The organism is Acinetobacter sp. ANC5681 (assembly GCF_023488045.1).
Taxonomy (GTDB): Bacteria; Pseudomonadota; Gammaproteobacteria; order Pseudomonadales; family Moraxellaceae; genus Acinetobacter.
In genome coordinates, this window is record NZ_JAMFKZ010000031.1 from 1 (window position 1) to 24463 (window position 24463).

Annotated in this window: 17 protein-coding genes and 2 pseudogenes; 17 read left to right on the top strand and 2 right to left on the bottom strand. The window is 36.7% G+C overall.

Going from position 1 to position 24463, the window contains the following annotated elements; translation table 11 throughout:
* Positions 1-215 precede the first annotated feature (215 nt).
* The 3 genes from M5121_RS13430 (at position 216) to M5121_RS13440 (ending at position 1505) form a co-directional block, all read left to right on the top strand.
* A complete protein-coding gene (locus tag M5121_RS13430; RefSeq protein ID WP_010326087.1) occupies positions 216-506 on the top strand; it encodes a hypothetical protein in 291 nt (96 codons plus the stop codon).
* 93 nt (positions 507-599) lie between these two features.
* A complete protein-coding gene (locus M5121_RS13435) occupies positions 600-899 on the top strand; it encodes a hypothetical protein (protein ID WP_202737482.1) in 300 nt (99 codons plus the stop codon).
* A gap of 330 nt (positions 900-1229) precedes the next feature.
* A complete protein-coding gene (locus M5121_RS13440) occupies positions 1230-1505 on the top strand; it encodes a hypothetical protein (protein WP_180097002.1) in 276 nt (91 codons plus the stop codon).
* 185 nt (positions 1506-1690) lie between these two features.
* Here M5121_RS13440 and M5121_RS13445 read toward each other — a convergent pair whose 3' ends face one another.
* On the bottom strand, positions 1691-2440 hold the full coding sequence (locus M5121_RS13445; RefSeq protein WP_202737483.1) for a metallophosphoesterase family protein: 750 nt from the start codon (positions 2438-2440) through the stop codon (positions 1691-1693).
* Between the two features lie 596 nt (positions 2441-3036).
* On the opposite strand from M5121_RS13445, the gene M5121_RS13450 reads away from it, so the two are divergent.
* From M5121_RS13450 to M5121_RS13510, 14 genes and pseudogenes are all read left to right on the top strand, one after another.
* Positions 3037-4671: an HNH endonuclease gene (locus M5121_RS13450; RefSeq protein WP_249571440.1), complete on the top strand. Its 1635-nt coding sequence runs from the start codon at positions 3037-3039 to the stop codon at positions 4669-4671.
* 78 nt (positions 4672-4749) lie between these two features.
* Complete coding sequence (locus M5121_RS13455) at positions 4750-5334, top strand: class I SAM-dependent DNA methyltransferase (RefSeq protein WP_249571431.1); 585 nt, start codon at positions 4750-4752, stop codon at positions 5332-5334.
* A pseudogene (locus M5121_RS16025) lies at positions 5327-5475 on the top strand (HNH endonuclease); the annotation flags it as partial. The gene M5121_RS13455 and the pseudogene M5121_RS16025, both read left to right, overlap by 8 nt.
* A 390-nt stretch (positions 5476-5865) precedes the next feature.
* Entirely contained in the window at positions 5866-9441 is a 3576-nt protein-coding gene (locus M5121_RS13460) for a hypothetical protein (RefSeq protein WP_249571432.1), read from the top strand.
* A 5-nt stretch (positions 9442-9446) separates the two neighbouring features.
* Positions 9447-13430, top strand: a complete 3984-nt coding sequence (locus tag M5121_RS13465; protein ID WP_249571433.1) for a hypothetical protein — start codon at positions 9447-9449, stop codon at positions 13428-13430.
* Between the two features lie 35 nt (positions 13431-13465).
* Positions 13466-14476 carry a DUF8808 domain-containing protein gene (locus M5121_RS13470; protein ID WP_502798286.1) on the top strand — a complete coding sequence of 337 codons (1011 nt, stop codon included), beginning with the start codon at positions 13466-13468 and terminating at the stop codon, positions 14474-14476.
* A complete protein-coding gene (locus M5121_RS13475; protein WP_249571434.1) occupies positions 14455-15099 on the top strand; it encodes a phospholipase D-like domain-containing protein in 645 nt (214 codons plus the stop codon). Before M5121_RS13470 ends, M5121_RS13475 begins: the two co-directional genes overlap by 22 nt.
* Positions 15100-15277: 178 nt before the next feature.
* Positions 15278-16216 (top strand): SNF2-related protein, encoded by a 939-nt coding sequence (locus tag M5121_RS13480; RefSeq protein WP_249571442.1) that lies wholly within the window; start codon positions 15278-15280, stop codon positions 16214-16216.
* Positions 16217-16248: 32 nt separating this feature from the next.
* Positions 16249-17772: a C-terminal helicase domain-containing protein gene (locus M5121_RS13485; protein WP_249571435.1), complete on the top strand. Its 1524-nt coding sequence runs from the start codon at positions 16249-16251 to the stop codon at positions 17770-17772.
* A gap of 14 nt (positions 17773-17786) precedes the next feature.
* Positions 17787-18581, top strand: a complete 795-nt coding sequence (locus M5121_RS13490) for a DUF4391 domain-containing protein (protein ID WP_249571436.1) — start codon at positions 17787-17789, stop codon at positions 18579-18581.
* A gap of 41 nt (positions 18582-18622) precedes the next feature.
* Complete coding sequence (locus M5121_RS13495) at positions 18623-20488, top strand: site-specific DNA-methyltransferase (RefSeq protein ID WP_249571437.1); 1866 nt, start codon at positions 18623-18625, stop codon at positions 20486-20488.
* 11 nt (positions 20489-20499) lie between these two features.
* Positions 20500-22359 (top strand): site-specific DNA-methyltransferase, encoded by a 1860-nt coding sequence (locus M5121_RS13500; protein WP_216985863.1) that lies wholly within the window; start codon positions 20500-20502, stop codon positions 22357-22359.
* Between the two features lie 11 nt (positions 22360-22370).
* Positions 22371-24056 (top strand): DUF262 domain-containing protein, encoded by a 1686-nt coding sequence (locus M5121_RS13505; RefSeq protein ID WP_249571438.1) that lies wholly within the window; start codon positions 22371-22373, stop codon positions 24054-24056.
* Complete coding sequence (locus M5121_RS13510; protein WP_249571439.1) at positions 24056-24367, top strand: hypothetical protein; 312 nt, start codon at positions 24056-24058, stop codon at positions 24365-24367. The genes M5121_RS13505 and M5121_RS13510 overlap by 1 nt, the downstream gene beginning before the upstream one ends.
* Here M5121_RS13510 and M5121_RS13515 read toward each other — a convergent pair.
* Positions 24335-24463 (bottom strand): annotated as a pseudogene (locus M5121_RS13515) (IS5/IS1182 family transposase); the annotation flags it as partial. The gene M5121_RS13510 and the pseudogene M5121_RS13515 overlap by 33 nt on opposite strands.

Here is a 24463-nt window from a genome sequence, read left to right on the forward strand (position 1 = left end):
CTGTTTCTTGCTCATGGTAAACTCCTAATGAGTATGTATAGTTTACCAAGTTAAACCCTCCTGTTTTTTAAGCACACATCACACCTGCCAAAAAATCTTTAGTGATTTATTTTTAGCAGTCATCTATCGCCGTTGGAGTTTAGCCCAGATTAATTACTGCGTTAAATAATTTAACAGGTTTAAGAATGCGATTTCAAAAAATAGAGGTGGACTAAATGAAGCATACGCATATAGATGTAGATCATTGTATTCAAGAAGCTTTACAAGGAAATATCGTTTATTTAGACGATAATTTATATTTAGTAAGTGCTGAAACAGCCTTACAGCAAGTCCTTATACCTGAGCATGTTTGCTGTACAGCACCATATTGGGTCATTGGATATAAGTTGCCTAAACCGATTCAAAACCAACAGGAATTAGAGTCATTATTTACATGGCATAACTTTTTTACAGAATTTGCTAGCAATGCTGATGAATTTAAAGAGTTTAACCCTAGGGGCGAGTAATGAAACTTTATAGTGTCAGCCCTTATAGTTTTTAAATTCATCTTCATGAGTACATGATAACTTCAGTATTGACTGAATATTAAAGGATTATTTGTGAGTCGAAGTGTAAAGAGGCAACTCAGTTTCTTTTTAATCGTACTTTGCGGAGTAATTGCCTATAATTATGTGGCTACTCGTCAAATAGTACATACGGTGGTGAATTCTAGCGTTCAAGAGCGAGAGCAAGCATTTATGCAAAAACGAGCTGAATACATAAAAAATCACGGTGAGACCAGTATGGCTGATCAAGAAATTAAGCAAGAACTGGCATTCAGAAGAGCACATTTTTTAATTAATAGTTCGTCTTCGTATCAGAGTGCTAAAGAGCAAGATCTTGAAAAATTTGTAAAGTGAGATAGATATTGTGGTAGATCGGGTTGTTTCTAAAGATAATGCGAAAAAAGCCGATGAATCCTCAGTAAAAAATCAAAAAGATGAAATAATAAAGGAGGATTATATCCAGGCTATACTAAACGGAGTTGACCAACTTCCTACGAAAATCGTCAGAACTGATTAAGAAAAGATGGAGTTTCTAGATGATTGATTTTTAAGGCATTACTTAAGTTTTTATTTTATCGCTGTGATTTTAATGAGGTATTGCGAGATAGTTAGATCATTACTCAATTTTAATTTATATCATAATTTATTAATCTTAATTTCAGATAAAAATCAAGGAGACAATCGATGTCGAGAAAAGTAATAATGACTACAAATGAAAGACGTCTTCAAGTATTAAATCAAATGCGTGCTAGCTACCATGGTGTGCAGCTTTTAAAGCAAGATAGAACTAGATTTATACAGCATAGTACTACGGCTCAATCTAGCTTATTTTCCACAAGCGATAGTAGGTATCCTGCATGTGATGAACTATCAATGGAAACGGATGATAGTGATGTGTTGAAAGAAACTGCTGAAGCTATGTACGCATCTACAGGTGATACAATTTGGTTAAGCTTTTAAGCTTGGTAATTTCGATTAAATCGTCAAGTGTTTGATCTGCAATTTTATTTTTCCAATCATTTTCTGGGTCTAAAGGATTCGAGATGAGTTTCGCCATGGTTCATGGTCTAGAAGCTAAATCAACAGTACTATAGGATGTATGATATTAGAGTTGGTTTAAATTGCTTCAACACGAGTATGCCTACTTAAACTTCGATGATCAAATTTTCTCTAAACCCATTTTTACCTTGCTCTGGCGGATAACCCAATGGATTGATCACTAATCTACATCCATCGACTACAGTATCCACTGATGTATGCGTATGTCCTGCAATCCATAACTTAAAGCCTTTTACATCTAGGTCATTAATAAAATAGGGATTGAGGGCTGATGCGACAGGATGCGTACCCCAATATGGATCAAGACAAGCTAAATGAGGCGGGAAGTGAGTAATGACACTCACATTATCTTGATCCTTAAATTTCATAATATTTTCATGATATTTTTTAAATAATTCTATGTAGTCATTAGCAGTTATCGTTCGATGATCATTGTCAATCATGATTTGATCAAAATCATAAATCGATTGTTCAGCATCTTTTTGGGACTGTAAAAGTACCTCAGGAGATGTAAGTGGTGAATTGGAGCGAAAGTTCGTAAACAGCGTGCCGCCAACAAATATTTTATCTTGAATTTTGATATGGTTGTCATCAAGTAGTGCATTTTTTGGGTAGTTTTCTTTCAAGAAATTCACGACTGAACTGTAGTTAGAGCTGTAGTAATCATGATTACCTAAAACAAAGATAAATTTTTTATTGAGAGATTTACATTTTTCGGCAAACTCAATTGCACCACTTAAGCGATTAGAAAAATCGCCAGCATGAATAATGACGTCAGCTTGTTCTGATATCGAATATTTGGAATTATGAGTATCCGATAAAATTTGCAGTTTCAATCTACTTCCCTTATTAAAATACGCCGTTCAAATATATACATCTTCATTCGAATAAGTTTACATCAACTAAATATTAGAAATTATAAGATACTCATCTGTATCCTTAAGCCTATAAAAATATAGGTAATTATTTTTGAATCAATTGATCAAATATTAATCATAAAATTTGACCAATTGAATTTATGCACATAAGATAAAGATGTTACAGCAAAATCTGTGACCAGGCGTGGAAACCTGAATTTACTACAGAAGCAGTAAACCGCTTTGGCGGTTTTTTGCGTTAACTATGTTTAGTCTATCGTAATGGTAGGCCAAGCAGGGCAGTCTATGACTGGCCGTCTTCTGTAGTACGGTATTTCCACCCCTGTTTGGCTTGCCTCCATCTCGTGGAAAAGTTGGAAGCTTGTTTGTAATTAATTACTACAGGAACTAGACATGAACATTTTCTATAATATCCCTTATTTTCTCCAAGCTATTTCTTCTGTTCTTAAAGAATAAAATTTTCGAAATAAATTTTCGTCATGTTTAATTAATTTTACTTTTATAAATTTCGTAATCTTACGAGATATAGAGAAGTATTGCCTAGAGAAAATAAAATGGCCCGTACTAAGCTTTTGACCAATATTATTCAAAGAAAAATGATGGTGCCTGACGAAATGTCGCACTCAAATCTGCACCATAACTTTGAAATATCACTTTATGACTTCGCCAACCATGAGATCCTAGAAAAACTATATAAAGCAGACAATCAACGCTCCACAGAGTGTTGGAGCCCTGCTGAAATTCAGGAGTTTATTCTAAACTGTTTGAATGATCGTAATGTCAATTTATGCGTTCGCTATTGGAAAGATGCTGCTGGTAATATTTATATCATCGATGGTGGGCACAGGATTTCAATTATCTATGCTTGGATCAAAAGATACTTTATTGATGAGCAAGTAATAGGAGCCCCAAAATTCACGGCACCACAAAAACGAGATATTCGTCAGATTCGTAATCGATTAGGTGGATTAGCTGATTTTCAAGAGTTATGTAGCGATTCTGAGTTTCAGCAAAAATTAAAATCAACCAAAATTAATTTTATTGAAGTCATTGGGACACCTGAGGAAGCTCGAAAAGCCTTTTGTTCAATCAATTCGGATACGAAACGATTAGATCCAGATGAAGAATATCATTTACAAAATAGGGGAAGTGATGCTTTTTATGTGATTTATGCGTGTTGTTATATAAACGATAATAAATCCAACTTGGCTGAACTGAATTACGAGCGGATAAATGAAGTGATCACTTTGGGTGAGCAAATTCATGATCATCTTTTTAAGATAATACTTTTAGAGCCAGATTTAACACACGGTAAAAAAATCGGCTTGGTCAATGAACTCCTGAATATCATGTTTGGTGATACTAGTCAGAATACTGTGAATATAGACCAAGGTCAGCGTGTAGAAAATTTAATGCTAAAACTTAGAGTTGTGCTGTGTCGTATCGCTACACCACCAATTAGTATTCGGATTCCAAGTTTGGGCTTACACCCAAAACTATATTTTTATAAAGATAATCGTTTTCAAGTGACATCCTTTTTGGCCTGGTTCTCTATCGTCTGTGAAATTGAAGAAGACTGTTTTGAAATACAGAATAAAAAGATAGATTTTATTGGATTTACTCGAGCACGCCGTGGTGTTGAAAGTTTAATTGAAAAAATTCCTGTGGCCATCAAAGAAACTGTCGGTAAGTTTGGTAGTGGGATCAGATCACATGAGCGATTGAAGAACGTGTATCAAGCCTTCATCTGTATTGGACTCAATATGGATTTAGATTTTGAAGATGAAGTTTGTTTGAACACCGTCATTCTTTCGATGAGTCAATCATTTGATTATATTAATTTTAATGATTTTTACCTTGACCGTTTTTGTGGTGATTATGATGAGAGCATTGTGGATGATGTTGTGAGCTTTGTGAAATCAGTAAGACTAACAAAGAAGAAAAAACCTCTAAATTTTTCACTCGCGACCAAAAGAAATCTTTATCAACGTGAGGAAAGGAAAACATGGAGCTATTGCGAAGTATGTGATAGCGCTTTATACCTTGAGTCGACTGAAGTAGATCATCGAGAATCGAAAGCAGAAGGTGGTTATGGTGTTTTAGAAAATGGAGCAATTATTCACCCGATATGTAATCGTTTTAAGTCAGATCGTGCTTTGGAAGAAGTAAGAGCAGATTTATTTGACTAAAAAGATAAGGGAGCAAATGCTCCCTTATCTTTTTCTTTTTTAGTAGACTGGGGTCAGTGTTTAGCCTAAGCAACCAATATGAAAACAATAGACTATTACAACCAATACGCAGATCAATTTTTACAAGCCACGTTGTATGTGGATATGGAAAGCCTATACCAACCATTTTTAGCTGAGTTGCCAGATTCTGCTCGCATCCTGGATTTAGGCTGTGGCTCAGGGCGTGACACTTTGGCTTTTAAAAATAAAGGCTATCAAGTTGATGCTATCGACTATTCTGAAGTATTGGTCGAACGAGCGAGCCAACTGACTGGTATCGCTGTTCAGCAGCAAAGTTTTTATGAGCTTGATATGCACGATGTTTATGATGGGGTATGGGCATGTGCCTCTTTACTACATTGTGCTCGTAACAGTCTCCCTGATGTTTTAAAACGTATTCATGCTGCATTACGCCGTGGCGGTGTGTGCTATATGTCTTTTAAATATGGAACAGCAGATAGAGTAAAAGGCGGTAGGGCGTTTACTGACTTAAATGAAGAGCAGGCTCAGGAATTGTTAGACCAGTTGAATGGGGTTAGGGTATTAAAACAGTGGATTACAGTAGATCAGCGACCTGATCGCGATGAGAAGTGGCTGAATGTACTTTGGAAAAAACATGCCTGATTTTATTCTTATAGCTCAAAAAAATTGAAATTCCTAAAAAATATCCAACTGGTTCTATAGTCGGAGAGTTTTAGTAGTCATTATAAATTTGCACTATTCATTATTCTCAAACGATTAGCTATTGAAAAATGGCAGGACACAAGGATTACATAACTGATTGGGTGTGGCATTCGAATCATGAAAGACCACACCAAGCTAACAAAGGAAGATCACCTTTAATGGCTGCTTAACCTCTACTTATAACCTCGGTTATTTATAGGCTACCAAGGATTCCATGGTTTTTAATCCGCGTCTGTTTATGAAGTCATTTTACTGTACAAGTTTCCAAGTTATATAGAAAATTATGGTTATCAATATGATTTAATTACTCCCATAATATCAAGATATGTGTGGCGATTTAAGAAATCTCTAAATAATTTATATTTACATTCTTAATTAAAAAAAATATGATCAAAGTTCAGACAGAGGATTTTGATATTTAATAAATATAAAAATACCTCTTAGTGCCAACTTTGTCATGGATAAAACTTAATGCAATTAAATAACAATGGTTCTAGTACTGAACTAAGTACACTCGCACCTAAAATAATTCTTTCCCCTTTATTAAAAGCTATGGTGGGGACTCTTAAAAACCATCAATCAGATCATTTCTTCAATTATTATGGGCCTTCTCATAATTTGCATTTTGATGCCACCGCTTTTGTGTCTGCAGTATTTAAGCAGATCGGGACTAAAAACGATTCAAAGCCAATTTATAACATCATCAAAGATATTCAATTATTACCTGAAGATTCAAAACTCAGAATAAGCACTTTATTTGATAAGGAATCTGAAGCTAAAACTGCCCAGACCTATCGTGATTTAGACCAAGTGATGTCTGAAATTGTTCAGCAAGTACTTCAAAATGCTCCGACAGGTATGGCACTGAATTTTCTCAACCAATTCTTAGGCGATCTCAAATATTCTGATCCAGTGATTGCCAAAAATTCTCAGTATCCTATGCAAGTCAAAGGACAATCTAAAGTAGCTTCTTTGCAATATACAAACGACTTAAAAGCAAAAGATGGCGAATTACGACTTTTCACTGTTACTGAAGAAATCAGCAAACCTCAATGGGTGAAAGAGGTTTGCGAGGCAATCAAAGCCATTGTGAAGCAGTCCTACTCAGCTGGTGAAAAGATGCCATTAGAGGTTGCTGAACGTATGCAGGAAATTCTTGATGATGAATGTTCTGCTGAAAATAATGATATCCAAAATCTACTTCATTTCGTAGAAATCAAAGCACTATCACGAGCTCGTATCCGAAATTGCTTCAAAATTATGGAGATCATTGCGGATCACATTGAGAAGACTGAGCGTAACGATTTCAAGCGTGAGTCCGCTGTTTCCTATATCCGTAAAGCAATTGCTTTCTTTGAGATTTTTGGTAATCGAATTGCTCCATGGAATGAGGAGACAACGGAAACCATTAAGGACTATGGTATTGACTTTAGTGCTATCTATGGCGCTGTAGGTAAAGTTGATTTTAATGGTTTGCTGGCCTATGTTGGAGCAACAGATGCTTTGCCAATCTGGGTAAAACCAAAAATTGAAATGAATGATATTCGTCATGAGGATAAGGAAGGGCTATCTCTAAAACGTGAAGTCACTTATGCCTTTCGAGTGAATGGGGAGTTTGTTAAAGAGGAAAAAGTAAGTTCATTTAACTCTAAGTTGCAGATCAATTATAAGACAAGCAAAGGCAACCGTTCGGGTACAGATACCATGCTGACTGCTTATGAAGCTCGTCTGCATACTATCAATAAAGCATTGCTGCTGAAGGATATTGTGGATGATAAAGGTCAGCCGATTTCTGAAGAACGATTAAGCAAAGAGTGCTCAGATCGCGTTGCTCAAGTAGAGATGTTCCAGCTCATTATGATGTACTTCGTTCTATCTGGGGCAGACATGAAGATTTCAGATTTTGAAGGGGCATTCAATAAACTGGTTGATGCATTCAAGAATCCTCAAAAAATCCGACTTAACCTTACTCGTATCTTAGACGAAAAGCTCAATACCGAAAAAATGCATGAGCGAATGGAGGCGATCACGTCTACGATCACTACAGCGCTAAAAGCGAATCTGGATTCCATCATTAGTGAGATGGAAAAGGATAGTAGTCTTAAAACTGTACTCTACATCCTTCCAAGTATTGTGAATCTAGATGTATTCAAGAGTTCAATTGGTGAAGATGCGGAACAGTTCTTTAGTATATTTAAGGGTAAAGAATCGAACTTTTACAGCTACATCTCGATGGTGGATGCTAGCCGTAAAAAATTGGCGAAAATGAGCCAAGACGAAATCATTCGAAAGAATGATTATGCTCGTAAAGCCCTAAGCGAGATTGAGTTTAATTCCACACTGAAAATTCGAACGTTGGTACCGATTGAGAATCCTAATACCGACCTAGATCAATTTGATGTCGCTCGTAATCTGAATATTCCTTGTTTACCAGTATTGATGGTGCCGACCAACAAGAAGGTCAGCGACAATGGGCTGCCACATTTTTATCATCCTGAGAGCTTAAGTTATGACAACTTGTTATCTAAATACAAGGTCATGATTCATTATTCATCTAAGCTATTTCGATTGAGTGACCTAAAAGGCGGCCATGCTCAATTATGTTTGGATGAAAAAGAAAATGCTTTGATCATCAGTACGTCATGTTTTTCGATTGCGATTCATCTATTCCTTAAACATCTGATTAAAGAAGTAAAAAATCAACTGGGTATTGAAGAGCGCTTATATGTACCTCTAATGCGAATTGACTCAGTTGATGAACATGAGAATGAAGAAAAAGCCCAATTTCAAAGGAAATCAAAAAAGATCCAAAAAGGTGGGTTTAATCCTGAGTGTAAACGAGCGTATGCCACCGCTTATACCCTTGAGAAGTTGCTGAACAATGATGATGCTAATGTGAAGGTACAGGGGCTTAAGTATCAACCAGATCCTATGCCTTATGGTAATCAAAATGGTGAGCGAGTTTGTGCCCCGGTGAATCTCGCTATGGATAAAACAGTCACTTACCGTATTCAGGCTGCAATTGAAGCACTGTCAGGATATTCAGAAATCATCATCCCATTTGAGGGCATTAAGGACAAAATTGCCTGTATTAGCTATAACTCTCGACCTGAGAATGATGTGGAATTTAAGTATCAGCATCAGAAGGATTTGCTACTGCTTAAACCAGATTATGGCTACATCTGCTACGTCTATACACTTGAGCGTATCAACGATAAACAGGGTCGCTTATCACTACAGAAGGTCAGTCATGCCCCAGTTGCTGAAGACAATCTGAGAACAAGTAAGGCGATGCACCGTATCATCGAAAAACTGCAGTCAGATGGTTTTGAAGATGTTGTATTGCTTTCACACCATTTTGCACAGCGTAAGATCGGTAAGACTGAAACCAGCAACTTGATTCATGAAAGTGAAAGTGCTTTGGATCAACTTGATCAGTTGTTCCCGAATATGAATTTCTATCCATTCCAGTCTGATACGATCCCAGCACTGAGCTTAAAAACCAGTGATAACAGTCGTGTCTATGAGGTACCGCACCATCAGTACCATACGGCGATCATCAATCAAAAAGAATATAAACAATCCTTGTCCGTATATAGCTTTGCGACTAAACGTACTGTGGGTGTTCGTACTCAGAATGGTATTTGTTCGTATTTCTATATGTTAACCAGTCAGGAGCATTCGATTCATAATGATAAACGAATCAGATTGCACAGTAATATTATTGATGTGAATGATTCCAATGAAATGAAATCAATTCGCTCTGTATTGCGTGGACTGCATTACTTTGAGTCTGAACGTCCTACAGCTGGCAAAAACTTCACTCCGGTACTTGAGCCTTCCCATATTCGTGGCACCACTGGCATTCAAGAGCTTGGTGAAGTCATAGTGTCGAGTCGTCTAAATAAAGGCGAAGTCGTCATGAGTCTGCCAGCCTTAATCGGCAAGCTCGAAGAATACGTTATTCTGAAGAATGAAGACTTGATTGATCCAATCGAGCCGATTCCAGAGGGAGCTGAAGAAATTTTAGCGACTGATGTGGAGTAAGCGCCGTGGTAAAAAATGAAGCCAAAGTTTGGGGCGAGGTTTATGAGATCGCTGTTAAACGTGGTTCGATTATGGCTTTGCTTGATGCAAAGCTATTATCAGCCAGCAATCCTGTAGTAGCAGAATGGAATAGTAAACAGATTGCTGATGTCTTTCAGGAAATGAAGGAAGCGCTATATAGCGATGTCATTAATGCCGCTATCCATGAAAATATCGAAAGCTATTTTCAGCAATTGATAAAAACTGGATTCGGGCATGGTTATACCAATACTCGTGAGTTTCTAAGAAAGATCAAGCCAAAAGGTATTGCAAGGGCTAAAACGGCGAATGCAACACCAAATTGGAGCTTATCTGGCATCTGGTGTCCGCTGACAATGCCAAATGATATAACCCAGACCATTGTAGATGACTACACAACTGAGGAAGAACATATTGCTATTAAAGCCTTCAAGGAGAAGGCGTTGGAAACATGGAATCAACAATTCAGTCTTACCCACGCTAAAATGTTTGGTAAGGGTATGTTTGGTCGTGCTGATTTCTTGGCGGTAATCAAAGTCAAATCCAACTATCATGTGCTGGTTCAGGAATATTCATTATTTTACGTTTTAGGTGAACCAGAACAATTCAACGCCAAGGATTCTTGTACCTATTTGCAAGAGTACAAGCGTTACATCAAACATTCTGAATCCCAAAGTGTTTTCTCATACGTAAATGCAGAAGCTCAAGAGATCCCATTTAAGTTCTCAAAAAAACTACGTGAATACTTGAGAGCCTATGTCCGTAAGGAAAAAGTCCTATTTAAGATGGCGCAAGGCTGTTCGTATGCAACCACTTTTGTTGATTCTTTTAAATGGAAGTTTGAACAAGATGACATGCCAAATATTCGTCTGAGTGTGATGGCGATCACCAGCCGGGGAAGTGAGTACATCTCTGCTGAATTTGCGGATAAAGATAAATCACCAGAACTGGAAATTATGTATCAGCTGGGCAAGGAGTATCAGGATAACGTTCTGAGTCTGGACGATATGGATGAACGCACGAAACTGCAAGTTGAGATTCTGAATTATCTGGTGAATGAACCTGTCAAAAACATCTCGGAAATCGTGTCCAAAAATATTAGCGATATTTCCTACGGTCAGGATCTTACTTTCACTATTACCGAAAGGCTTAAGGATTTTGTGAATCCTAACCAGCCACTGGCTTTAGAGTGGGTTTTTGACTTGATAGATCGGCAAGTCGATGACGAAGACCATAACCAAAAACTTAAAGAGATGGTGCAGGCTGAGTTCAAAACAATTCGTAAGGGAAAAATTGAGAATAAAACTTCATTCACCTTACGTGATTTGCATAAATGCGCCGTAGTACTGGCACTGAAGGAAAGTAAACAAGGTCGGGTGAATTTCATCTGTTTGACTGGTACGCCGGGGATTGGGAAAACATCGAGCGTTAAGACCTTGTTGGTCGATTTGGAAGGTTTTTTCTTCTTTTACGCCAGTCCACGAGTGTTGATTAACGATGATGTGGTCAGTGATTTATCTAAAATCTCAGCTACGATTACCAGTAACAGTGATGTGGTGACACAGGCACAGCAAATCTATTCGAAGATTCACAATACGGATTGTAAGGTGAATGCTCGTGGTGCCGCTATTGTGGGTGGTGTTGAAGATATGAAGATAGATCATGGCTCAAGTGTTCTATTGTTCAAACAAGATGAATACCGGAAGATCAAAGACCTGGAACAGAATGCAAATGCCAATAGACGCTATGCCAATACCTCAGAATCTAAAATTACGGCAACCAATAAGAAGTTTGCCAGAGTGTTTGATTCATTAGGGGAAGCGACCCAGCAATTACTTGTATTCCATCCAGAGCTCAATAAACTGACGATGACTGTAGCAAGTCAGGCATTCATGCCATATAACACCACACCAGCTGGACCACGAAACCCAAGGGAAACCCAAAATAAAACTGTGGCAGCTTCCAGTTTGGATGGGCTGGAAAAAATGTTCCAATACAAAATCGATAAGAAGCCGACAGAGGCCAAAATCGAACGGAGAGAGTTTGCCAAAAAGTTCCCTAAAATTGTGGTGATGTTTGATGAAATTACAGGGGATTCAGGCACACGTACTTTTATCAATGAGATGCTGAAATTCCTTACCAAAAACTTCATTGAACCGTTTCAAGGTAATTCACCATTTACGGTGACTGTGATTCTTGCTGATGCATCCCTCAGTAATGTGAATGCAATCCAGAACTACATGAAGAAACAGGATCAGTTGCCAGCAAAAATGTTCATCTCTCCATCTTTGGGTAATTTCCCATTCAAGATGCAGACTGCAGATCTGGATGATGGTAACTGTGTTCGCTCTAGTATCCATATCATGGCGAACTGTTACCCGGCAAGTGATCTTAAAATCCAATATATGCTCAAGCAATACGCCGTAGTCCCTGAAACAGATGATTTTGGCTTGGATAAGAACCTGACTCATTTATTTCGCCAGAAAGCTGGGGAAAGGACTCAACAGACTGCTATCGAGCTTATCCAAAAGAATCTTGAAGATGGTAAAAAGCAAGTTATCTACTTTGCTCAGGATAAAAATGCATTGGCCGCACTCAGAGATGCATTAGTCGATGAAGGAGTGGTTGAACGCTCCAAGATTGGCATTTTTGATAGCCAGTTAATGGGATACCACCGTTCAGAGTTGCTGGATCGCAAAGAGAAATTGCAAGTCGTACTGATTACTTCGACTGCGGCTAGGGGGATTTCATTCCCAAACTGTGATTCAATCATTGCTGCCATGCCTCGTTTCGCAATTGAAGCCTCTTTAATGGAAATCGCCCAGCTTGTTTACCGGGGACGTGGTGGATATTTGGATAAAGAGAAAAATGAGTGGGTCAACGGCGATGAACGTGATCGTCTTCTGACGATTCTGGTAGAAGATTTCTACTTGGTATCTAATGATGAAACTCAGACAGAGCTTGAATATAAAGTTAAGAGCTCACTGGATATGCTCTCAATTTTCATGCTTATTCGTGGGACTTTATACACTCGTATCACTGGGGATGCTGGCTTCAAAAAAACTCAAATTGCCATGATCCCAATTGGTGAGGTGAAGGATAAAGCCAGTGATAAACCGGGTTTAGCTTCTTTGATTAGGGATTTTATGAAGGAGGTGAATAGTGTTCTTTATAAAATTGTTGCAACTGAAGGTGAGTTGGTAGGTAGGCTTAAGGCTGTGGTAGAGAAGGCCCAAACGGTTTACTCAGCAAATAAGCTCAGTTCCACCTATAGCACTAAGACCAACAAATACCGAAGTTTTTACACACCTACATTAACGCCTGAGTTAAAAGAACTTCAGTTCTACGAGAAATGGTGCCGGGACAATCATTCGCTTAAGTCCAGATTACTCACTATTAGCGATCAAGAAGATGCTTTGACCATTCCTGAAAATATCTATATCTGTGGTCCTGTGATTATGGAAGATCGCTCGAACTTCGGTAACAAGGAGTCGTTTGATATTGCCAATGACAATTTCTCACAGGATTCATTAAGGACATTCCTGAATGAGTTGATCGCCCTGCAGATGGGATTCCCTCAGTTGAATGCCTATAAGAACATTCAAAAGCATATCAGAGAGATCATAAATATGATTTCTGCTGTTCTTGAATCAGAAACAGATAGCTACACGAAAGAAGTTGAACAACAGGGCATGATGCGTAAGCTCTGGGTGACGTACCCGATAGCAGCAAATGAGCTGGTTAAACTTCAAGACAAGAGCTTTGATAAAGACTGGTTTGATGCATTGAGCTTTGAGCTGAGAGTGAGGAATGCAGAGTTTCCGGTAATGCCAGAATATCGGGATCATCCATTTCGTGGTACTCAGCAATTATCAGGGCATCCAGTGTTTGAAAGGTTGTTCGAGAAGACAAATTTCATGCTTTGTCGTGAATTAAACTTGGTGAATACTTTGACTATGTTTAATGAATGATTCAAATTATATTATCTATTTAGTAGAGGATTAATGTGCATATACCTACTGCACAAGAACAACTTAAATTTCTAAAAAATATTCAACTGATTTTACAGTCGGGTAGTTTTAGTAGCACCTACAAATTTGCATTGCTGATTAGCCTAAGCCGATTAGCTATTGAAAAAGGTGAAGATTCAGGTGAAAGTCTATCACTCGAATATACCGATATTGCTGAAAAATTTATTGAGCTGTATTGGAAGCAGGCTGTTCCATATATCTTTAATGATGAAGGTCAGCTGATCTTGAATCAAAACAATGGTAAGCAGGCCGCGATTGTAAATCGTATAATTGAGCATAGAAAAAATTATTCATCTCTTGGGATGTTAAGACGAGATTCCTTGGTATGGTTGACGCTACTTAACGAGGTAAAAAGCATTGTTAAAAAAATGCCTGTAACTTTCCTACAGAACATCAATGGTCAAAATTTTGAGTTTTTATATCAGCTTGATCGGTGTCGAAAGCAGCTCATCCTTTTGCCTCAAGTCATGTTTTGCTTACGACAGTTCAGTGAAATCATCGAAGAGCTTTGCCAGAAACGCTGGATTGACTACATCAAGAAGAACAGCAGCAATGCACCTATTTTAAATCAGTTGCCGAATCTTGAACAATTCATGTTTGAGCCGAGTAGAAACCAGTTGAATGCGGTAGCAAATGTATTGGTCGACCTACAGGACTGTAAATGCTTCTACTGCAATAAACCGATGTGTAATGGCAATTACGCCGTTGATCATTTTATTCCATGGTCTATGTATCCATCAGATACAGGTCATAATTTTGTGTTGGCAGATTCTAGCTGTAATTCTAAGAAGAGTAATTTGCTTGCGTCAGATGAGTTTTTGCATAAGTGGCAAGAACGTAATGAAGAACATGATTTGATCATTGTGGATCGAATTTCTATATTGGGCTTCCTGACAGATAAAGAGCGATCACATAAGGTGGCTGAGTGGGCATATAAGCAAGCTAATGAAAATAACTATGTTAAATGGAATGTGATAAATGGCTAAAGTCTTATAAATTAGAAGGCGAAAAATTCATTAAAACAAATATAATGAAAGAGTTATTTAAAATAATTATCGGGGGAATCGTGCTTTTAATTGACAATAAAACCGAAACGGTAAGTGAAAAACTGAAGCAAATTGATAGTACTGATGCGACTTTATCGATGCAGTCAAATAAATTCACGATCTATGCCTTTGATGTTTTAAGAAAAGAATTAATTACTATAAAAAAATCAAGAATATTGCTTTCTCAATCACACTGGGACATGCAATCATTGGTAGGTTGTGAGAAAGATACCAGTCTGATAAATCAATTAGGACAAAAAAGAATAGCTTTGAAGTGTTTGGAGTGGCTGAATAAGAGTCATGTCGAGATCGTTACTCATTCACGTGCTGCAGAATCTAACAATATCATTTGTATAGAAAAAGGGGATGCTTTATCTGCAATTTATGGAGATGCTTCTTTTAGTCCAGAGGGATTGGGTGAAATACCTCCTCTAAAGCAGCAAATGATTACTTATACGGATGATGCTTTAGTTGCGTGTAGAGTCTTAGAATGGTTTAAAAATCTCTGGGATGATAAAGAAAATCTAGTTCATATAAAGAAAGAAATTATCCAAAAAAATTGAAATACTTACGGATGATCAGCCCTTAGATAACATCTATTTACTCACGTTATTTAATATTTTTAGTAATTTTCTGGGTGATCTTGATCAAGAAAAATTACTGAGAAGTAAAACTGGCTTTAAGGATTCTATTGTTTGGAATAAGCTTTTTAAATTCCAAAAGGATGGTGTTGTTGGGGCCATTGAAAAGCTTGAAAAATTCAATGGTTGCATTATTGCTGATAGCGTAGGTTTAGGGAAAACATTCGAAGCATTAGCGGTGATTAAGTACTATGAATTGCGTAATGATCGAGTTCTAGTTCTCTGTCCTAAAAAATTACGTGATAACTGGACGATGTACACCATTAATGATAAGCGCAATATCCTAGCTGAAGATCGTTTCAATTATGACGTTTTAAATCACACAGATCTAACACGTACTAAAGGTTTTTCGAGTGAGATAAATTTAGAAACCTTAAATTGGGCTAATTATGATCTTGTGGTGATTGATGAATCCCATAATTTTAGAAATACGCCTACGAAAGTGACTGGCAATAGCCGATATGAAAAATTGTTAAATGACGTATTGAGAGCTGGCGTAAAAACGAAAGTGTTGATGCTTTCAGCAACTCCAGTCAATAACAGAATGAATGATTTAAAAAATCAAATTGCATTCATTACGGAAGGGAGAGATGTTGCATTTATAGATCAGGGCATTAAAAGTATAGAAAGAACTTTAATGTTGGCCCAGAAGCAATTCAATCAATGGGTGAAGTTACCCGTAGATGAGCGAACGACGGCAAACTTATTAGACAGTATGAGCTTTGATTACTTTAAACTCTTGGATATTGTCACAATTGCACGGTCTAGAAAGCATATTGAAAAGTATTATGGTGTTGAGGATATCGGTAAATTTCCAGAACGTTTAAAACCTAAAAATATTTATGCTGATTTGGATTTAAAAGAGGAATTTCCACCACTCAAAGAAGTTAATAAAACCATCAGACGATTGACGTTAGCTGGATACTCGCCATTGAAATACGTCAGAAATGACAAAAAAGAGGAATATTCTCGTAAATATGATAAAGCTGTTGGGGGGGTAAAGGGGTCTTTAAACAGATTGACCGTGAAGAAAGCTTAATTCATTTAATGCGTGTGAATCTACTTAAGCGTATGGAAAGTTCGATTCATTCGTTCACGCTTACTGTTGCAAAGCTCGTCAATCAAGTCACAGGCCTTCTCGATAAAATAGAGAAACTTCAACATGGCGACATTGAAGCTTTAAATATAGAAGATATTCAAGATATAGAGTTTGAATCTGCTGAACTTGAACCCTATTTGATTGGCAATAAAACCAAAGTACTTTTGCAAGATATGGATTTAATCCGTTTCAAGCAAGACTTGGCAGCAGATCAAATATTTTTAACTTCCATTCTACAGATCGCACAAGAAATTGATATTTCAAGAGATGCTAAGCTCCAAAAACTTAAACAAGAAATTCTATTTAAAGTCGAAAATCCAATTAATGGAGGCAATAAAAAAGTAATCATCTTCACTGCTTTTGCAGATACGGCTGAATATCTTTATAAAGAACTTTCATCGTGGGGAGTGAGTACATTAGGGCTTCATAGTGCTCTTATTACTGGTAGTGGATCGAATAAAACAACATTAAAAGGCTTGGGAGCGGAATTAAATACGTTGCTTACCGCCTTTTCTCCAATATCTAAAGAACGTAATAAAACAAATATTTCAGATGAGAATGAAATAGATTTACTGATTGCAACCGACTGTATTAGTGAAGGACAAAACTTACAAGATTGTGACGCCTTGATTAACTACGATATCCATTGGAATCCAGTTAGAATTATTCAACGATTTGGACGTATTGATCGTTTGGGCTCTAAGAACTCACAAATACAGTTAATTAATTTTTGGCCCAATATGGAATTGGATGAATACATCAATCTTGAAGCGAAAGTTTCAGGACGTATGGTGTTATTAGATATTTCAGCAACGGGTGAAGAAAATGTAATTGATCCAAATAATGTTGAAATGAATGATTTGGAATACAGAAAAAAGCAACTACAGCAGCTTAAAGATGCAGTTGTCGATTTAGAAGATATGGCAGGTGGGATTTCTCTTACTGATTTAACTTTAAATGATTTCCGCTTAGATCTATCAAATTACCTTAATACGCAAAATAACTTACAAACGTTAGAGGCAATGCCTTTTGGATTGTTCTCAGCTGTATCCCTTCGACAATTTAAAGAGAGCTATGATATTCCGAAAGGGATTATTTTTTGCTTGAAAAGCTTAAAAACTGGGAAAGATGCTCTACAAATTAGTGACCACTATCCTTTGCATCCATATTTTTTAGTGCATGTTAGTTTTGATTTAGACGTTGTACATCAATATACCCAACTCAAGCAGATTTTAGACATCTTTAAATTAGCATCTTTAGCTAAAGTTCAAGTTGATCAAACAGCTTACCAACACGTCAATTTAATGACTAAACAGGGTCAGGATACGACTTTATTTAATAAAATGCTGGTCAAAGCAATTGAGAGTATAGAAGGGAAAAGTGAGGAGAAAGGAATCGAAAGCTTATTCCATAAAGGGGGTACTGTGCTATCAGCCTCAGGTAGTCAAAACCTGGAAGATTTTACAGTGGTGTCCTATTTGGTTATTACGTATTAAGAGGGGGAATAAAAATGAGTTTACTCGATGATTTTTTGAATCAGTTAAATATCCCTGAAAAATGCAAAGTAGATAAAACCGTCTTTAAGAAACTGTTTGAACAGGCAAATGATGGTTATAAAAATATTTTGGATGCAAAAGATAGGGAATGTTTAAAAAAGGATATATCTAAAATTACGTGGCTATATAGTTTTAAACCGAGCACGATCAACATTCCTGCGTACCAAACTGAAATTCGTGAATATTTGGAAGTTGCGGTTTTACTGGTGGAAGTCGAAGAGAAAAAGAACATAGAAAGGATTCAGCAATTTTTTAATCGTTGTATTCCTTACCCATTGGTGATCTTATTTCATTTTGAAAATGAAGAAGCGGACTGCCTCAGTTTTGCTGTAATGCATAAACGTACCAATCAGTCCGATAAAGAAAAGTGGGTACTTGAAGAAAGTATCATTTCACCTTGGCTGAATTTAGCACAATTGTCGGTAGTGGAGCAGAAATTTTTAGAAAGCATGCAACTATCTCAGTTATCATTCCAAAGCTTTTATCATTTTTATGATTCTATAAAAGAACGCCTAATTGCCCTGCAATGTGCAGGTTATAGTGGTTCTTTTGAGTTGTCATCACAGGATGATCATCTCTCCACAGAGAGTCGTGCGAGTGCTTTGAAAAATTTAATTGAATTGGAAAAAAGACAAGTAGAAATCTCCAATAAATTAAAGAAAGAAAAGCAGTTAGGGCGACAGGTTGAGCTCAATGTTCAGCTACATAAGCTAAAAGATGAAATTCAGACAATTGTTCGTCGTATATAAATTTCGAGTCATCCCAATTTTTAAACTTTGAAGTAATGGTTATGCAGAAAATAAGTCTTGAAGAAAACCAAAGTGAAAATTTGGTTCAGCAAAATATTGAACATCTAAAGCAGATTTTTCCTGAAGTTTTTTCTGAAGGTAAAGTCAATTTTGAAACCTTACGTCAGCTTTTGGGTGACCAACAGGTTCTGGATGAAGGTGAAGAAAAGTATGGCTTGAATTGGCATGGGAAAAAGAAAGCCCGTCAATCTGCTTTGACACCTTCACTTGGAACATTATTACCGTGCCCTGAAGAAAGTGTAGATTGGGATAAAACGCAAAATTTATTTATTGAAGGTGATAATTTAGAAGTGTTAAAACTTCTGCAAAAGAGCTATACCAATAAGGTTAAACTTATCTATATCGATCCACCTTATAATACGGGTGGGGAGTTCATTTATCCAGATAACTTCAAAGAAAATTTGGACACCTATTTAGAATACACCGGACAGCTAGATACGGAAGGAAATAGTCAATTCAGTAGTTTAGAGAAACAAGGTAGACGCCATACAGCATGGTTAAATATGCTCTATCCTAGACTAAAATTGGCGAGAAATTTCTTAAGACCAGATGGTGTAATTTTTATTTCTATCGATGACAATGAAATTTCAAATTTAAAATGTCTTTGTGATGAGATATTTGGTAGAGAAAACTACATTGGTACAATCGTTTGGAAAAAGAAAACAAACGGTAATAATGTTGGCCATATTCCACCTGTACATGACTATATTCTTGCTTATGGTAAATTAGCACAAGAAGATTCGTTATATGGATTTCCTATTACGGAAGAGTTTATTAATAAAACTTATAGCAATCCAGATAATGATCCAAAAGGTCCTTGGACGACTTCAGATCTATCGGCTAATCATGTTGGACCGTATTTCCCAATTACAAATCCTAATACTGGTGAAGTATATTATCCACCTAAAGGGAGATATTGGGTTTTTAATGAAAAAGATGTTTTAAAGCGAATTGAAGAAGGACGAATTATATTTGGCAAGTCTGGAAAAACGTCACCAGTCCAAAAGAAATATTTAAATGAAAGGACTAATTTAAGATTTAAAGCTGAATCGTGGTGGGATGATCATGGTATGAATTCGGATGGAACAGCAGAAATTGCAGAGTTATTATTACCTAAAGTTTTCGAGCATCCTAAGCCTACTACGTTGTTGCAACATTTAGTAAATATTGCTACCAAAGATGATGATTTAATTTTGGATTTCTTTGCAGGTTCAGGTTCTATGGGGCATGCGGTTTTTAATCAGAACTTGAGTGACAATTCAAAGAGACGCTTTTTACTTGTTCAGTTACCTGAAATTGCTGCTTCAACCTCGTTGGCATCTAAGAATGGTTTCAAGACAATCAGTCAGTTAGCAATTACGCGATTAAAAAATGCAATAAAAAATTTTGAAATGGCTGATAGGGATGGATTTGATCTAGGCTTCAAAGTTTTCAAACTCGCTCAATCTAATATCCAACCTTGGAATCCTGATCCTACTGATTTAGAGGCAACACTTTTAGAGAGTGAAAACCACTTGATTGAAGGTCGCACAGAACAAGACATTCTGTATGAACTACTGCTTAAGCGTGGTATTGATCTCGCTACACCAATCGCAGAACGTAAGGTTGCTGAAAAAACTGTGTATAGCATTGGCTATGGAGCGACGTTTGCATGTTTGGACGAAAATATTCAAGCAGGTGACATCGAGTCTATGGCTCAACTTATCATTGATTGGTATCAAGAATTGGTTCCAGGTAATAAACCACACATTTTCTTCCGAGATAGTGCTTTCGAAAATGATGTAGTGAAAACCAATATCGCCGCTATTCTTCAACAAAGTGGCTTAGACCACGTACGTAGTTTATAAGGGAAAACTCTGTGAAAGTTACATTGCAAGACGGTCAGTCTTTAGATATTCAACAAGAAAATATTGAAGCACTTCAACAGTTGTTTCCTGAGCTAGTACGAGATGGAAAAGTCAATTTTGATGTATTTCTTCATGTCTTTGGGGACTTAGGTGTTCTTGAAGAAGGTGAAGAAAAGTTTGGATTAAATTGGCACGGCAAGAAAAAAGCCCGTCAAAATGCCTTTACACCGTCACTTGGTACTTTACTGCCATGTCCACATGAAAGTGTGGATTGGGATACGACTCAAAATCTATTTATTGAAGGTGATAACTTAGAGGTCTTAAAACTTCTTCAAAAGAGTTATGCCAATTCTGTGAGTGTTATATATATCGATCCACCATACAACACTGGACATGGTCTTATATATCCAGATAATTTTGTGGAAAGTTTAGATAATTATTTAATTTTTACAAATCAAAAGAGCGAGGGGATTACTACTACTTCAGCAACTGAGAAAAGTGGTAGAAAGCATTCAACTTGGCTAAGTATGATGTACCCAAGATTAACTCTATCAAAGAGTTTGCTTGGTACAAATGGTGTTATTTTTATCTCCATTGATGATGGAGAATATGGTCATCTTAAATTAATTATGGATGAAATTTTTGGTGAAGAGAATTTCATCGGTTGTTTTGTTTGGAAATCGAGAGTAAGTGAAGATACAAGAGCAAAAACAGGTCTTTCTTCAGATCATGAATATATTGTTTGCTACAGAAAAAATGATGGAGTTTCTTTAAGGGGTACTGAGAAAGATCTTAATAAATTTAGTAATCCCGATAATGATTCTAGAGGTAATTGGCGTAGTGCTGATATGACAGGATTAGCCACAAAAGATAAAAGACCGAATCTGCATTATGATCTGATAAATCCTGAAACTGGTATAAATTATGGGTGCCCACCAAAAGGTTGGAGATTCGATAAAAATACAATGGCTGTAAAAATTAAAGAAAAAAGAATTTTATGGCCTGAGAGCTTAACAGGGCGTCCAAGACAAAAATTATTTTTGAATGAAATGGATAGTATATATAAAAATATTTCCTCAGTAATTCAGAATGTTTCTACTGCAGATGGTACTCGTGAAATAAATTCTATTTTTAAAGAAGATGGTGTTTTCGATTTTCCTAAACCAACTAGATTAATAGAAAATTTTATTGAACAAATTGAAGACCCAGAAGCAATTATTTTGGACTTCTTTGCTGGTTCGGGCACTACAGCTCAAGCCGTAATGAATGTAAATGCTAAAAATAAAAGTCGTCGAAGATTTATCGCTGTACAATTGCCAGAACCGTGTGAACCTAATTCTGTAGCTTATAAATTAGGATTCAATAGTATTGCTGAGATTACTAAACAAAGAATTACTGTTAGTGGAGAAAATATAAAAAAAGAATTTTCCTTTATCGATTCAGGATTTAAAGTTTTTAAATTAGCCCAATCAAATATTCAGCCTTGGAATGTGCATACAGATGATTTAGAAAATACTTTGGATTTAAACGAAGATCATCTGATCGAAGGTCGTACTGAGTTAGACGTGCTTTATGAGCTACTATTAAAGCGTGGTATTGATTTAGCAACACCAATTGAAAAACGCGAAATTAATTCAAAAACACTGTATAGCATTGGCTATGGTGCAGTCTTTGCGTGTTTAGATGATTCTATTTTAGCTACTGATTTGGATGTCATCACATCTGCCATTATTGAATGGCATAAAGAATTAGCCCCTTCAAATGACACTCATATTTTCTTTAAAGACAGCGCATTCCAAGATGATGTTGTAAAAACCAATCTCGCGGCGATTCTAGAACAGAATGGCTTAAAGCATGTACGCAGTCTGTAAGGGGAGACACCATGAGTAAAAAAATTAGTGGTGCAGAGTACCCACTAGCGAAAATCTTTAGTTCGGACTTTCAGTATGTCATTCCATCTTACCAACGTCCCTATACGTGGGAAGAACAGCATGCTTCAGTACTTTTTGATGATCTCTATAACTTCTTCCAAACTGAAAAAGAAGATGAGTACTTCCTTGGTAGTATTGTTTTAATCAAACAAGAAGGAAAACCTTATGCTGAAGTCATTGATGGTCAGCAACGTTTAACCACACTTACAATACTATTTGCGGTGTTTGCTGCTTTAGATCAAGGTGGGATCAATAGTCAGCTTTATAAATATATTTTTGAACCTGGTAATGAATTTGAAGGGATCAATCCACAGCCTCGTTTAACCTTACGTGAGCGAGATAAAGATTACTTTAAAAAATATGTTCAAGAGTTAAATTTTGAAGCGCTCTTCAAACTTGATAATGAACAATTAGAAAATGAAGCCAAGTTACATATTAAGCAAAATAGTAAAGTGCTGTATGACAAAGTAAAAACGACTTTTGATCATGATGCACAAAGCCTAAAAGAGTTTATTAAGTTTCTTGTTCAAAGATGTTTTATTGTTGCTGTAACCACGCCAAGCCAGAATACAGCTTTTCGAGTGTTCTCAGTAATGAATAGTCGTGGCTTAGATTTACAGCCAACGGATATTATTAAAGCTGATGTGATTGGTGCATTGAGCGCAGAAACTGACAGAGAAGTTTATAGTAAAAAATGGGAAGATCTTGAAGAAAGTATTGGTCGAGAGGATTTTAATAATCTATTTAGCCATATACGCATGATTTTTTCTAAAGAAAAAGCAAAACGTAATCTTTTAGAAGAGTTTAAAGGCTATGTCTTATCGATTATCACTGATCCAAAAGTCTTTGTAGATCAAATATTAGACCCTTATGTCGATGCGTATGACATTGTAAAAACAAGTTCATACACAGCAACAGCGAATGCTGAAAAAATCAATAATCACTTGAAGTGGCTCAACCGAATTGATAATTCAGATTGGGTGCCGGCCGCAATTCAGTTCGTGATCCAGCATAAGAGTGATTCAGAATATATGCTGTGGTTCTTTGAGAAGTTAGAGCGACTGGCTGCTTACATGCATATTTGCGGGCTGAATATTAATGAGCGAATTGAGCGCTATAAATTAGTTCTACTTGCATTGGAGCAAGAGCATTCTTTAGCATCACCTGTAAGTACAGTTGAATTAAGCAATGATGAAAAAATTCAAATGCTGAATGTACTTCAGAGTGATATTTATAGCCTAACAGCTCGCCGTCGTAATCACATTATTTTGAGATTAGATTCATTCTTATCAGATGGTGCAGCAAGCTATGATTCATCGATCTTAACCATTGAGCATGTCCTGCCTCAAACAGTGCATGAGGGAAGTGAATGGTCAGAGTTATGGCCAAATGAAGATGTGAGAAAAGCATGGACGCATAAATTAGCGAATTTGGTTCCTCTGAATAAGCGTCGAAATTCGAAAGCTCAAAATTATGATTTTGATAAGAAAAAGTCAGCTTATTTTGCAGGTACTAAGGCAGTATCCTCTTATGTCTTGACGACTCAAGTACTCAATGAGCCCCAATGGACACCAGAAGTCATTTTAAAAAGACAAAATGCTCTGCTTAACGTATTTAAAGAAAACTGGGGGCTATAATGGCGACAATGAAATTACAGTTTGAAGATAATTTAGATTATCAACGTGCAGCAATTGATGCGGTATTGAACTTATTTAAAGGACAGGAAATTACACGTAGTGAATTCTCTGTGACTTACCGTAATAATGATGATGTGAACTTGGCATTATTTGAAGATACTCAACTCGGTATCGGGAACAGAAAGCTTTTATTGGATGAAGAGATTGAGGACAATCTTAAAAGAATGGCTTTGTTGCACAAAGATTTGAAATACAAAGCGCCCCTAATTGAGCCAAATTTAAGGCGTAACTTGGGTAAGTGGTCGACCTAATTCCGTAAATCTGTTAAGGACTGCTACACGTGCATGGATCTCATTCACTTGGCTATCAAAACTCCTTGCACTGAGTTTATCTCCTAATAATTTGAT